At 40.7% G+C, this 15,359-nt stretch carries 8 protein-coding genes; 7 read left to right on the top strand and 1 reads right to left on the bottom strand.

Annotated elements, in window-relative coordinates; translation table 11 throughout:
* Positions 1-21 precede the first annotated feature (21 nt).
* A complete protein-coding gene (locus OQX63_RS21120; RefSeq protein ID WP_265852787.1) occupies positions 22-1,101 on the bottom strand; it encodes an AI-2E family transporter in 1,080 nt (359 codons plus the stop codon).
* Positions 1,102-1,694: 593 nt separating this feature from the next.
* Here OQX63_RS21120 and OQX63_RS21115 point away from each other — a divergent pair.
* From OQX63_RS21115 to OQX63_RS21085, 7 genes are all read left to right on the top strand, one after another.
* Complete coding sequence (locus OQX63_RS21115) at positions 1,695-3,329, top strand: alpha-L-fucosidase (RefSeq protein ID WP_265852786.1); 1,635 nt, start codon at positions 1,695-1,697, stop codon at positions 3,327-3,329.
* Positions 3,330-3,726: 397 nt separating this feature from the next.
* A complete protein-coding gene (locus tag OQX63_RS21110) occupies positions 3,727-4,308 on the top strand; it encodes an RNA polymerase sigma factor (protein ID WP_265852785.1) in 582 nt (193 codons plus the stop codon).
* A 1,164-nt stretch (positions 4,309-5,472) separates the two neighbouring features.
* Positions 5,473-6,633, top strand: a complete 1,161-nt coding sequence (locus OQX63_RS21105) for a FecR family protein (RefSeq protein WP_265852784.1) — start codon at positions 5,473-5,475, stop codon at positions 6,631-6,633.
* A gap of 157 nt (positions 6,634-6,790) precedes the next feature.
* Positions 6,791-10,408: a SusC/RagA family TonB-linked outer membrane protein gene (locus OQX63_RS21100; RefSeq protein WP_265852783.1), complete on the top strand. Its 3,618-nt coding sequence runs from the start codon at positions 6,791-6,793 to the stop codon at positions 10,406-10,408.
* A gap of 7 nt (positions 10,409-10,415) precedes the next feature.
* Complete coding sequence (locus tag OQX63_RS21095; RefSeq protein WP_265852782.1) at positions 10,416-11,915, top strand: RagB/SusD family nutrient uptake outer membrane protein; 1,500 nt, start codon at positions 10,416-10,418, stop codon at positions 11,913-11,915.
* Between the two features lie 26 nt (positions 11,916-11,941).
* Positions 11,942-12,883, top strand: coding sequence for a putative zinc-binding metallopeptidase (locus tag OQX63_RS21090; RefSeq protein ID WP_265852781.1), 942 nt, complete (start codon positions 11,942-11,944; stop codon positions 12,881-12,883).
* Between the two features lie 20 nt (positions 12,884-12,903).
* Positions 12,904-15,351 (top strand): zinc-dependent metalloprotease, encoded by a 2,448-nt coding sequence (locus tag OQX63_RS21085; protein ID WP_265852780.1) that lies wholly within the window; start codon positions 12,904-12,906, stop codon positions 15,349-15,351.
* The last annotated feature ends 8 nt before the right edge of the window (positions 15,352-15,359 follow it).

Genomic DNA, 15,359 nt, shown 5'->3' with positions numbered 1-15,359 from the left:
TATACATGACTTCATAGAAAATCAATAAATAATTTCGTTCGTCCGTTGTTCCAATTGTGGATCTTCAGGAAACTGGCGCAAATAAAATTCTTCGTAATAGGCTTTAATAATTGCCGCAAGCGGTGTTGAAAGTAGCGCTCCGGTCAATCCAAATGCCGTTCCCATGGCCAACAAAAGAAACAGTGACGACATGGGGTGGATATTCATCGTCGAGGAACGAAGTTTTGGCATTAAAAAATCAGAAATCAGCTCGTTCAGCAACAAAAAGAATACGAGGCACCAAAGCGCAGTTGCAGGGCTAACAGAGAGTGCAACTAAAGTTGGGGGGATGGCCATAATGTAGAATCCTATTTTTGGGATAAGTTCTGAAAAGAAGGCTAATGCTGCCCATACCAATGCACCCGGAACATTCATCAGGGTAAGAAAACCATATACAAGTACCGCCTCTATAGCGCCACCAATGAGATTGGATTTCATCCAGCCTACGAGCATAACCGAAGTATGTTTCATTGCATTTTCTGCTTTTCCCCTTTGTTTTACGGGAAATACGGTGAGGTAAAGCTCGATAATGGGTTTTGGGTTTCCTACGAAAAATACGACCATACAAATAAATACGATGAATACGAAAATGCCGCCCAGGATTGAAAATGAAAAGTTTCCAATCCCCATAACTGTATTGCCTATGGAAGGAATTGCAGACGAAATCGACGAACCTCCCTCACTCATTTCCTTCCTCAATTCAGGAAATTTTCGCAACAACGAATCAAGATAGCCCGATATGCTGGCATAATACTTAGGCAGGTTACCAATGAGCACATCCAGCTGGTTACTCATATGTGGAACCACCATCCAGATAAGGAGCGCCGTAATTCCAAAAATGATAAAAAATACAATCAGGCAGGCCAGCCAGCGCTTCATTCCTTTTTTCTCAAGGCGACTTACCGGAGCATTGATGATTAGTCCTAAAACGATAGCAAAAATACCCAGGAGCACTATGCTTAAGATTTTTAGCAGAAACCAGAGTAAAATAATAAGTCCGGCTGTATAAAGGATAATTGAGGTAACCGTTCTAAATATCCCGTTATTTGATTTAATATTCATCTATCAAACTAACCTTGTTTATTCCAAAAATGTTTGACTATAACATTAAAGTATTATGCAGGGCAAGCCTAAAGCGCTTTTATAAGTGTATTTTTTTAAATTTTTCCGATTAGGTTATAGCTTTAAATTCATCGAACAACTATACAGATTTATACTGTAAAAATATACTTCACTTTTACGGATTTGGCTCTAAGGTATAATTTATAGTTTAAAGCTTTATAAAAGCAGGATATATTTATCATATACCTTTGCGTCTGTTAGGTGTGTTTAGTCGCAAGTTTAAGATTATCAAATTTATAGGATCAGAACTTGCTCGTAAACTGTAAAAGATGAAGCTGTATTTTAAAGGGTTTGCTTGGTGAAATTTGCAAGGATTTTTGAAATCATCTTGTGTTTGAAATGATATTTAAAAAATGAAAATGTCGGATTTGTACAAAAAAAAGTCTTATTTATTTAATTTTTTTAATAGAAAGTCAATTAATTTTGGTTGATATGTAGGTATCTGACGATGCCTTAGTTTTAACCAAATAGATCAAGCCGATTAGCAGAATCTTATTCTTGCTGAATAAGGTTATGCAAAAAATCAACACAACATGAAAAGAAGAACCTTAATTAAAGGCATAGCTTTGAGTTTATCATCGCTATACCTATCTAAAAGTTATGCTGGTCAACTCCTTAATGCACCTTATGCAGCCGGTCTGTTTAAGCCTACCTGGGATTCTCTATCTCAATATAAAACACCTGAATGGTTTCGCGATGCCAAATTTGGTATGTGGGCGCATTGGGGTCCGCAGTGTCAGCCAGAATTTGGCGATTGGTATGCCCGCGAAATGTACATGGAAGGGAGCGCCAAATACAATTATCATGTAAAAAAATACGGTCACCCCTCTAAATTTGGCTTTAAAGATGTGATTAATGATTGGAAAGCAGATCAATGGGATCCAGAAGAACTGGTTGGTTTGTATAAAAAAGCAGGTGCCAAATATTTTATGGCTATGGCCAACCACCACGACAATTTTGATATGTTTAACAGCACGCATCAAAAATGGAATTCAACAAAGATCGGTCCTAAGAAGGATATCATTGCAGGTTGGGCAAAGGCAGCTAAAAATAATGATCTCCGTTTTGGTGTAAGTGTGCACGCAGCGCATGCCTGGAGCTGGATGGAAACCGCACAACGTGCGGATAAACATGGGCCAATGGCGGGCATTCCTTATGATGGAAAAGTGACCAAGGCAGACGGCAAAGGAAAGTGGTGGGGAGGATTCGACCCGCAGGAACTTTATGATCAAAATCACGCGCTTAGTAAAAACAGTGAAGATAATGGGATGATTCATAGTCAATGGGCCTGGGGAAATTGCGCTTCGGTACCTTCCAAAGCTTATTGCGAAAAATTTTATAAACGTACCATTGAGCTGTTAGATAAATATGAAGCGGATGTGGTTTATTTTGATGATACAGTATTACCATTATATCCGATTAGCGATGCTGGGTTACGGATTGCTGCGCACATGTACAATCAAAGTATCAAGAAATATGGCAAACTGGAAGCCGTGTTGTTCGGTAAGGTATTAAACGAGCAGCAGCGTAAATGTATGGTGTGGGACATTGAGCGCGGACAAACCAATGGTATTTCTGCAGAACCTTTCCAAACCGATACCTGTATTGGTGCCTGGCATTATGACCGCTCCATTTATGACCAAAACCGTTACAAAGATGCCAAAACGGTTATTCATATGCTACTGGATGTGGTGAGCAAAAATGGTAACCTGATGTTGAATATCCCGGTAAGGGGCAATGGTACCATAGATGAAAAAGAACGGGCAGTAGTGGAAGGCATAACCGATTGGATGCAGCAAAATAGTGAATGCATTTACAGTACCCGCCCTTGGACTTCGTTTGGTGAAGGTCCGGCCATTGCATCAGCTAAACCGATTAGTGCACAAGGATTTAATGAAGGTGGCGTAACGTTTGGGCACAAAGATTTCCGCTTTACCACTAAAGGCAAAGATTTATTTGCCGCGATGTTGGGCTGGCCTTCAGATAGAACAGCTCTTATTGAAAGTCTGGCATCAAACAAAGCCAATAAAATACAGAAGGTAAGTTTACTAGGTTATCCCGGGTCAATTGAATTTGAACAGACAGGAGCGGGCTTAAAAATTAAGCTTCCTGAACAAGCACCTGGCTCCCTTGCCTATGTGTTTAAAATAAATGGGGCTATTTTTTAATATAATTTGATCCATAATTGTTCATGCCCTGGTAGTGCAAATGCTCTGTCAGCTTCTGGGCATGAACGAGATATTATTAACATTAACGTTAAATCCAGTAAAAGCATGCGCTAATCGGCGCATGTTTTTAACATACATTTTAAAGAAATCAATGAAAAAATATGACTAGAATATTGGCAGTACACTTTTTACTGGTACTGCTGTTTATTCATCCGCTTTTCAAGTCGCCAGTTCCGGAGAAAGTACAAATGAGTTCTATTTCGTACTTGTAAACATTACATTTTTACTGTAAACACGGTCCGCTGTTGCTAATAAATATACTTTTACCGAAATAATACCTGCATATGCTGGTTTTTGGTGTTTTATAAGTTAATTTGCTTAAACTTTCCCAAAGGCCATGAATAGCTATGAATCTTTTTCGGATGCCCAGCTAATTTCCCATATACAACATGGCGATCAAGGGGCTTTTACAGAGATATACCGTAGGTTTTGGGATAAAGTATTTGCTGTAGCCTACCATCGTCTGGCTAACCAGGCAGAGGCCGAAGAAGTTGTACAGGAAGTATTTTTAAGTCTTTGGAAACGGCGTTCCAATCTGCAGATCAGGTATAGCCTGCGTACTTATTTAAGTGCAGCAACCAAATACCAGGTAATTAATAAGCAAAGCAGGGGATATTTTTATGCAGAGATAGGAAATTCGCTGGAGGACATTGCAGAACTGGGTATAGACAGTACCGAGTTATGGTTTTCAGAACGTGAATTGAGGCAGGAATTAGATAAACATATCAATGAGCTCCCGCTTAAATGCCGTTTAATTTTTAAAATGAGCAGGGAAGACTATAAATCAAATTCAGCAATAGCTGAAGAGTTAAATGTATCGGAAAAAACAGTTGAAGCCCACATCACCAGGGCGCTTAAAATTTTGAAGGATAAATTAGGCGCGGGATTGCCATTAATTTTGTATCTGCTGTCAAAATAAGAGTCTGTTAAATTTTTACAACAAATGTTAAATGGCCTTTTGGTGTTACCCTGAGGAATAATTTATTTCATAAAAATCAATATAAATGACAGTATTAATCTACGCGTAAAAATCCCTCAAGTTAGCGTCATTTCGAGCGGAGTGCAACGCAGTCGAGAAATCTAACTAAATAGATCTCTCCATTTCGCTGCGCTACAGTCGAGATGACGACCGTTCTATTGGTGTCCTGTCAATGGTAGGCATAAGTTATTTTATAAATCAATATAAAAGACAGTAGGATTTAATGGAAATAAATCTCCCCGAGGGATCGTCATTGCGAGAAGGCTTTTTTAGCCGACGAAGCAATCTTTATAGCAAGGATCACTAGCATGATAGATTGCTTCGTCGTTCCTCCTCGCAATGACGACCTTTTTTTTGGAATCTGTAAATGGTAGAAATAATTTATTTCATAAAAATCAATATAAAAGACAGATTTTTTTGGCTAATGCAAGCGCTTTAGGATTAGCTTCGCTGAGCAAGCATGGTTCCCGCCTGCGCCTATCGTGTGGACACATCTTTTTTAAGAATGGTTTGGGCAGCATGCTAGCTTACTTTAATAAACCATAGTCTTTACCGAAGGATGCTGTCAATCCCAAGTGGCGGGAGGATCAAAAAAACGGGTTTGGCAATGCCCAAATAGCATTGCCAAACCTGAAATGCAGTGGTTTTGTGTTCATTAGCAATTGAATTCAAAATTTAATATAAATTGAACACAAAACGAAGTGCCACTGTTTTTTTGATGAGCGTGGGCGGTGAGAAGCCACATTGCTGGATTGACAAAGCGCTTTGGGTACTTTGGCGCTCCAAAATGCGCAGCATTCTTGAACACCAATAAAAAACAGCATAAACTGTGAAAAACTACCATGCCCCCGCGGCAAAGAGCGGAAAAATCAACATTTGTTCCCAAAACTATTGCTTCTTAAGGAATGACGACCGTGCTAATGGATTCTGTTTATGGTAGCGTAGTCGATTGCATTTATTAGTGCGTTTAAATAGTCTTCGATTATGCTCAGATTGACATGCAGAATAATTTTATTTAAAATTTAAACACACGCTAAAATTTATTTTAAATATGATATAGGGTTAGGCCTTGTTGATGTGACTATATGTTAAATCAACAAACAATTGGATCAACACGATAAAACCTACTCCATACGAGAAATTGCATATAAATGGCAAAAAGGAATTGCTACGCCAGAAGAAAAAGCCTTTTACGAGCAATGGTATACCTCTTTTAATGATGAAGAACTCGATCTTCGTGAAACCAACTACACCGGTTTTGATGAGCTACAAAAAAATCTTTATTCCAAAATAAGCTTTGAGCTTGAAGATGAAAAAGTTAAACCTATACGCTCTAAACTTTTTCCCATCTGGTTTACAAGTGCGGCAGCCATACTGGTGTTCGCTTTTGGCTTTTTCGCTTACCAATCAGGGTGGATTAGCTTGCTCACTTCAACCGAAAAAAACAAATCCGAAATTTTACCTGGAACGAATACGGCTACTCTGAAACTATCGAACGGAAAGATTTTGCAGTTAAGTAACAATAAGTTAGGCTTAAAAATCGATTCCGCTAATCTGGAATATATAGATGGTAGTGGAATTGCATTAGATAAAACGAGTGCTGTAACGAAAGAGTTGGAGATTAAAACACCAAATGGAGGTACTTACCAGGTAGAACTGCCAGATGGTACAAAGGTTTGGCTTAATGCATCAAGTAGTATTTTACTGGCTGCAAACTTTTCATCAAACCCGGAGCGACGTTTGAAACTACAGGGCGAGGCTTACTTTGAGGTAGCAAAAGTAAACACATCTGTGCATGGTGTTAAACAACGGAAGCCATTTATCATTACTGTTAACAATAAATCTATCGAGGTACTGGGTACCCATTTTAATGTAAGGGCTTACAACAGTGAACCAGCACTTAAAACAACATTACTTGAGGGCAGCGTAAGGGTTGCTGATGGGAATAATACCAGAAAGTTAGTTCCCGGCGAGCAGGCAACAGTTGTTAATGGACTTATCAATGTAAATAAAGTTGATGTAGAAGAGGCCATTGCCTGGAAGAACGGAAATTTTCAGTTTACCAATGAGGGGATAGAACGGATTATGCAGGATATTGCCAGGTGGTATAATGTAGAAGTAGTTTACAGCGGGCCGGTTACCAAAGAAAGTTTCGGTGGGGCCTTCTCCAGAAATAAACCCTTGCATGATGTGCTTTCATCGCTTGAAGAAACCGGTGGAGTACATTTCAAAATTGAAGGAAGGAGGGTAACCGTAATGCCATAAATTTTACACAAACACGTTCTAAAAAGGACCGGAGGTGAGATGAAGCACCCCCGGCAGTAAATCTGGAGCGGTAAATGAAGAATGATTTTCAACTAAACCAAACAACCAAACTAACCAGGGTACCAATGCGCCCGCATCTGGTATTCAATTCAAATGTATGAAAAAATCCATTTCAATGGACGATAAGCCTTGCGCAAATCGTTCTGGGCAAAATATGGGCTTTATAGCAAAGGTAGCCATACTTTTGTTTGCCATTTTCGCCTTTCAGTTAGGTAGCAGTAAAGCACAAACGGTTACCCTATCAAAAAGTAATGCAAAAATTGTAGATGTTTTTAAAGAGATCAGAAAACAGACAGGGTACGATTTCGTATACACTTCCAGCCATATTGGCGAAAGCACGCCGGTAACCATAAATGTAAAAAACGCATCGTTGGAGAGTACATTGGCTGCGTGTTTTAGAGATCAGCCGTTAAGTTATTCTGTTAAGAATAAAACGATTGTGGTTAAATCCAAACCCATTCAACAAATGGGGGCGCCAGCATCCATACCAGCCGGTAAATACCGCTTAGTTACAGGTAGGGTAACAGATACCGATAATCGATCGCTTCCTGGCGTAACCGTATTATCAAAAGAACTAAATGTAAAAACCGCTACGGATAAGGAAGGTAGGTATAGGATTGATGTAATCAGTCAGGAACCAGCCACTTTGACCTTCTCATTTATTGGTATGGAAAGTAAACAGGTAGCTGTAAACAACCGATCTGTGGTAGACGTAACGCTTTCCATGGCTGCTAAAGAAATGGAAGAAATGGTGGTGACAGGTTACCAGACGCTGAAAAAATCTGACGTGGTAGGCTCTACAGCAACAATAAACGCTAAAGATTTATATTTAAACGGTGTAAATACCATTGAGCAGGCGCTACAGGGCAAAATTGCAGGTTTGGTAGTAACCAATACCAGTGGCCTTACCGGGACCAAACAGACGGTACGTGTGCGTGGAACTTCTACCTTATCCGGTTCGCAGGAGCCAATATGGGTGGTTGATGGGGTGATTCAGGAAGAGCCACTGCCATTTAAGGCGCAAAGTCTGAATGTTAATGGTGAAATAAATTCTGATAATATAGATTATATCAGAAACTTTGTAGGTAATTCAATCCGTTGGTTAAATCCAATGGATATTGAAAATGTTACAGTATTAAAAGATGCCTCTGCCACAGCAATATACGGTATAAGGGCCGGAAATGGCGTAATTGTGATTACGACTAAAAAAGGCCGGGTTGGTCCGCCCGTAATCAGCTATTCAACAAATTTCAGTACAACCGAAAAAGTGACTGCAGACAAATTGAATCTGATGAATTCTAAAGAACGGGTAGCCGTATCCAGGGAAATCTTTACCAATGGCCTTACTGCAACCTACGTTAATAGTACAGTGGGCTATGCGGGTGCTTTGAATGATTACTTATTTAAGAAATCAATATCTGCAGATGAATTTAACGCGAGAGTGAATGATCTGGAAACGGTTAATACTGATTGGTTCGATTTACTTTATCGCGTACCATTTAGCCATGGGCATAACGTCAGTATTTCAGGAGGCAGTCCCAATACACGCTATTATTCCTCTTTTGGATATAACAACTCATCCGGCACGGCCAGAGGAAATGATGCTAAGGGGATAACCGGAAAAATTTCTGTTAATGCTCAGCTTTCCAGTAAAATAACAATTGATGCCAGCCTTTCGGCTTCAAGGAACCAGGTCAACGCTTTTTACCAGGTAGATCCATATGGCTATGCTAAAGGTACAAACCGGGCGATAAGGGCCACCAATCCAGACGGAAGCCTTGTCTATTATCCGAATGCTTCTGGATTCGCTTATAATATTCTCAATGAAAGCAGTCAGACAGGTAATAGCAATAAGGTATTGACCGTTAATACATTTATTAATGCCAATTATAAGATTATCAATGGTTTAAATTTCCAATCACTGTTTAGCTACAGTTCAAGTTCTACAGTAGGCGAATCTTATGCAACGGAGCAATCAGAATATGTGGCCCGCGCATATAGAAATTATAACTATGGCGCTTTTAAACCTACAGATGCGGGTTATAAGCAAAGTAAATTGCCGGTTGGGGGCGAATATAATATTGACCAGGGAACCAGTAATGTATGGAATTGGAGAAATAGTTTGTCCTATAGTAAGGTATTTAACCAGAAACATGTAGTTAACTTTATGTTCGGCCATGAGCTAAGCAGTACAAAATATCTTGGCTACACTAACACCACTTTAGGGTACCTGAGAGACCGGGGGAAGTCATTCGCAACTTTGCCAACTAGTTTTTCAGTAGGTACAATCACTACGATCAGCGATTTTCCGACCAAATTTTCTCCGAGAGTGACGGACCGACTGGTGAATACCATGGGACTTTACCTGACCTCAAGCTATACATTTGATAGCCGTTACGTAGTAAATGCCAGCATAAGGAATGATCGCTCAAACCGATTCGGACAATTTACAGGTGAAAAATTTAATCCGGTTTGGGCTGGAGGTTTGAAATGGAACGTTGCCAATGAAAAATGGTTTAAAAAATCATATTGGCTATCTGACCTGAGCGTTAGCGGTACCTTTGGCTATCAAAGAAACATTGCAGCTAATGTAAGTCCCGATCTGATTATTAAAACACCTACAGGTGCAACATCCAGCGGCACCGATACCTATACGGGCGAAAGTTTATTGACCATCAGCTCTTTACCATATGGAGATCTGAGATGGGAGCAAAATTCAAGCATGAATTTAGGCCTTAATTTTAGTATTTTTAACAATAAGGTATCCGGATCATTTGAGTATTACAATAAACGTGGCCGCGAATTGATTACCAGTTTGAGCGTGCCTTTAGAATATGGGGTTACCAATACGCTTGTTAATGGTGGGGCCATCAACAATAAAGGTTATGAAGTTGCAGCTAGCTTTGTTCCGGTACGCACTAAAAATTTTAGTTGGAATGTTACACTGAATACTTCAAAGAATATAAACAGTGTTGTAAAAGTGAGTCCTCAGCTTGTTAGCTGGAGAACGGCAGTTACCGGGTCGTTAACTGCGCTTGGTAGACCAGTATCTGCACTTTATGCTTTCAAAAATACAGGAATAGATCCGACGAACGGGTATCCGACTTTTGACCTTTCTGTGAACCCAAATGCTGACCCTAAAGATCCAACATCTTACATGGAGTATGTAGGTAAGCTAGACCCTGACTTTATATCTGGTTTGGGTATGAACTTTCGTTATAAGATGTTAACAATAAGTTCGAGTTTTTATCTGCAGGTTGGTGGCAAGAAATTCCTGTCTCCGCTGTACACGCTCGTGAATAACCTTCCCACAGAATATCAGAACTTATCACGTCAGTTGTTAGACCGCTGGTCTATATCTAATCCAAATGGTAGCGTACCGCGATTACCCGATAGTTCAGTTCCTTCAGTGACTTTACCGGGAAGAACAAGTAGTTCTGGCGGGGTTTCGCCAACGCCATTTGAAATGTACAATTATAGTACCGCCCGCGTGGTAAGTGCCACTGCATTACGTTGCAATAATATCAATTTGAGTTATACGCTCCCCGCTTCTATCGTCCAAAGATTGAAAACCAAGAACATTAATATCGGTGCGGGTGTATCTAATGTTTTTGCCATTAATAGTAAGGATTTTAATGGCCTTGATGCAGAAGTGGCTACCGGACAGCAACCAAGAACCAGAACATTTACCTTTAATTTGAACTTAAGTTTATAACATACATATGAAAAAGCTTATGATATATTCCCTGATATTGTTGAGTTCAGTATTAGGTTCATGCAAAAAATTTTTAACAGAATATAGTCAGGACGAGATGCGTCCCAGTACAACTGATGATCTTACAGCGTTAATGTATAGCGATGCCTATCCCTATCTCTCGAGAATTGATAATCTGGATTTGTTAACCGATGATGTACAAAGTAACGGGCTTGCGAATGTTAATGGAGTACCTGTTTCCAATTATGTTACGCCTTTTAACAATGGTACAGCCATGTTCACATTTAATCCGACAATGTTTGATGCCGGCAGTATAATACCAACCGGGGCGAATTTTTATGAGATCTGTTATAGTAAAATTAAAGGATGTAATGTTGTACTCGATCAGCTGGCTAATGTTTCGGGAATGGAGCAAGCAAAGAATTTTATTAAAGGACAATGCTTATTTTTAAGATCTTATTACCTCTTTAAATTGGTTACCACATACAGTTTACCGTTTAGTGGTAACGGTGTCAATCCGGAAACAGCGTTAGGCGTTCCGCTGATTTTAAGCAGTCAAATCAGGGATGGTGGACTTTCTCGGCCGACATTAAAACAAACTTATGACCAGATTGAAAAGGATCTGCTGGAAGCTGCTGATCTTTTGAAGGCTAATGCTGTAGTAACCACACCATACCGGATAGGAGCTCCGGCAGCAAACGCATTTTTATCAAGATTCTATCTGTTGAAAGGTAGGAGTGAAGATTTGGATAAAGTAATTCGTTATGCAGAGCTGGTGTTGGCAGAAAAGAGCACGCTAACATCACTTACTTCATTTTTTACAGGCACTAATGTGATTTCAGGCACGGGTATTTTCGATCCCGGGAACGTAGAAGTTTTATGGGTACACGGAGGGAACTCCAGATTAGATGTGACCTATTTTGCATCTTTAACTACAGGAGCTTTACCGCCATTTAGTGCCTCGCCGGCTTTAACTTCACTTTATGAACAAGGACCGAACAGTTCAAACTATGGAGATTTACGCTATCAGATGTATTTTACAAAGAATGGTTCTGTGCCGTATGCATCGGCAAAATCTTCTGCGAATTCGGTTGGTGGAAGTACTGGGTTTCGGGTGTCGGAGGTATACCTCAACAGAGCAGAAGCCTTAATCAGGCGATTTATCCAAACAGGGAATGATGCAGATCGTACGAAGGCCCTCTCTGACCTTAACTACTTAAGAAGTAATCGCTATGATACCAGAAATACAGCATATATCCCGGTATCAATTATGGACGGACAGGCTCTTTTAAATTTTTATCAGCTTGAACGCAGAAGGGAGATGGCTTTAGAGAATGGCTCCAGATGGCAAGATATCAGAAGATGGGCCATTCCGGTGACGCATAACTTCACCGGTGCAGACGGCGTATCTACTGTTTATACCCTGCCTGCAAACAGTTCGCTTTATGCACTCCCGATTCCGTTTAACGCTTTGAATAATAACCCGGATCTTTCTCAAAATCCGTAATAACAATCATTTACGAAAATCAAAAAATGATGAAACAAAACTTATTAATCCTATTTGCCCTAATGGTGGCAATTATGATCGCCTCTTGCAAAAAAGACGAAGAGCAACTCACACCCTCTGGTATAGATGATACTTATAAAGTTCCTCAAGGAAATAATGCATTCGATCAGACAATAGTAAGCTATTATAAAGCTTACGGCACATATATGTTATACAAATTCTCTGAAAAGGATGTGTATTGGACACCAACCGGCTTTAAAAAACCAGTGGCAACGAACGGCACGTGGTCTTCCGGGGCAGAAGTGGAACAATCAGACCCGGCATACGTGGCAACTCAACTGGCACTGATCAAAAGTAAGTGGTTTGATTTTTACACAGATAAATTTCTCAAACAGTTTCTCCCGGTAAAGATCATGCTTTGCAAAAAGGTTGATTCTGTTTTTACCACCTATGTTTTTACGCCAGTATATACTGCTTCGAAAGGAACAAAAAAAGTAGCGGCTTTTTACAATTACGATAACATTCAGGTAAATTATGGGGATGCATCTGTAAGCTCCATGACTACCGCTGAGCAGCGGGCCTTTATTTATAAGGTGAATCTAATCTTCATGCAAAGCATTTTTGCCAGGGGATTATGTGCACCAACTTCAGACTTCGCCAGTAGTGCTGATTACATGAGCAATGTAACTACCCTTGCCCAAGCGTATAGCAGGGGAATAATTATGGGTACCTCAAACATTTCAGCCCAGTCAGACTGGAATGCCTATATCACTGCGATGGTTACTTATTCTACCCCGCAGTTAAATGCTTCGGTAGCAAATACAGACAGCACCCCAGCCGGAATGCTTAATGCTACAAAAGATACTGCAGGCCAGATAAAAAGGCGGTATAATATCGTTAGAAACTATTTTATCAGTGAATATGGGGTAGACCTTCAGTTGATCGGCAACGCTACCAGAGGTCTCTAAAAGATTTAAAAAACACACGAATGAAAATTATTATAAGAAAATTGTGCCTGGGTATTGCGCTATTGCTTATCACTGTAGTATGTACACATGCGCAATCAGAAATAAAGGTACCGGATCTCGGTACCTTTATTAAACCTGCTGCCAAGGCCTATAAAGGAATGTTCAATGTTTACGCACAGGACGATAAATATTACATCGAAATTCCCGATCAGCTGCTGGGCAGGGATATCCTTACCAGCATTACCATTATCCGTGGTTCAGCACAGCGTAAAAGAAACCCGGCCATGCGTTTTGGCTTTGCAGGCGATGCCGTAAACGATCGTGTGATCCGGTTTACCAAAGGAACTAATGGCAAGTTAAATCTGATTATTCCTGAATTTGTACAGGCCAATGATACTGTTGGTTTATATTTTAATGTCGTTAAATCAAGATTGGTACCCAGTCTGCTCGCCTTTGATGTGGTGGCTGCTGGAAAGTCGAGTTCCGTGATCGATATCACCTCGATGTTTGCCGGCGACAATGATTTTTTCTCCTTAAAAGGAGCCGCTACAGAATTAAAACTCGGTGGTTTCGAAGCACAGAAATCCAAAATCCTCGGCGTAAGCGTATTTGAAAACAACATCGTTTTCCGTTCCATCAAAAGTTATTCAGAAGGTGCGGCAGCGCCGGAAGCACCAGGTGCGCCGGGTACTGCACCAAAAAAGCAAGAGTCAAATCCCACCATGTGGGAAGTCGGCGCCTCCTGGTTTTTACTGCCAGAGGTTCCGATGGCACACCGTTACGGTGATAAACGGATAGGGTATTTTTTAACAGGATTAAGAAATTACGACCTTAACCCGGAAAGAGATGAATTTCTAACAGTTGCCAATAGATGGCGCATAGAGCCTAAACCAGAGGACCTGCAAAAATTCAAAAATGGCGAACTGGTAGAACCTGCAAAGCCGATCGTGTTTTACATTGATCGAAATACGCCCGCCTACCTCGTTCCTTACTTTATTGAAGGTGTAAATGCCTGGCGTAAAAGCTTTGAGAAAATTGGATTCAAAAATGCCATCACCGGGAAGCTGGCGCCTACACCTGAAGAAGATAAGGATTACAGCATGGAAGATGCAAGGTATTCCTATATTTCTTATAAGCCTTCAGAAATGGCCAATGCCTATGGTCCGCAGGTGGTGGATCCGCGTTCCGGAGAGATTTTATCGTCTCATGTGGCTGTTTTTCACAACATCATGGACCTCCTGCAACGCTGGTATTTCTCTATGTGCGCTGCAACGGATCCCAGGGCAACTAAGATTCCCATGAGCCAGGAGCTAATGGGCTCGCTAATGAAAAATGTGATCGCTCATGAAGTGGGGCATACCTTAGGTCTGAGGCACAATTTTGCCGGCAGTTCTTCCTATTCGGTAGACAGCATCCGCAAAAGGGATTTTGTGCGTAAAAATAGTTTTGGCCCATCCATAATGGATTATATGCGCTACAACTATGCGGCACAGCCTCAGGATAATATGACGCCTAAAGACCTGCTGCCGTTTATTGGCGTATATGATGATTATGCCATTGAATGGGGTTATAAATACATGCCCGACAAAACACCTGTACAAGTAGCAGATTACCTTAGTGCCTGGGTGTCGGAAAAGAGAAAAGATCCACGTTTCTTCTATTATGATGAAGAGGAAAAAAATGACCCAAGGGTACAAAGTGAAGACATCGGCGACAACAGTATGAAGGCAAGTGCACTGGGTGTCGAAAATCTGAAGAGAATCATGGCCGGTTTAAATACTTCGGTACAGGGAGACGATGATGACTATGCTACCCTAAGGTCGATGTACCGTGCAGTGAAAGGCCGCTATTACCAATACCTGCAGCATGTAGTGAGAAACATAGGCGGGGTTTCAGTCGATAATCCACTGCGTGCCGAAAATAAAGACAGCTATGTGCCTGTTAGCCGCGCGCGACAAAAAGAGGCCATGGCCTATCTGAATGATTACATGTTTACCGAGCCAAAGTGGTTGTATCCTGAAGATATAATGGCTAAAACGAATGCAAGCTTTGAAACAGAAGTAGAGCTTGGCTATACCGACTTGTTGAACAGGATATTAGCAAAGTATTTCCAACTGGGAAATGCAGCCAACATATCCACCAACCCGGCGTATCCGCCTACTGAGTTTCTTACCGATTTGCAGCGTTACATCTTTAAAGATCTGGAAACTGGTAAACCCATTTCCCGCTACACCCGGATGCTGCAGCGCTCCTTTTTAAATGCCATTATGGGGCATGTAGACAAGCCGGCAACCTTCCCTAATGATGTAGATTTTACGATGACCAAACTCATGTACCTTACTGCAAAACAGGCAGAAGCCGGTGCTGCAAAACAAACGGACTTTATTTCTAAAAGCCATCTTGTTTCGATAGCCAATATGATTAAGATCTGGAACACCGGACAAAATGATGCCTACCTCACTAAATAATCACCACA

Origin of the sequence: Pedobacter sp. PF22-3 (genome assembly GCF_026239555.1) — a bacterium.
Lineage (GTDB): Bacteria > Bacteroidota > Bacteroidia > Sphingobacteriales > Sphingobacteriaceae > Pedobacter.
This window is presented reverse-complemented; position numbering and strand designations above follow the sequence as displayed.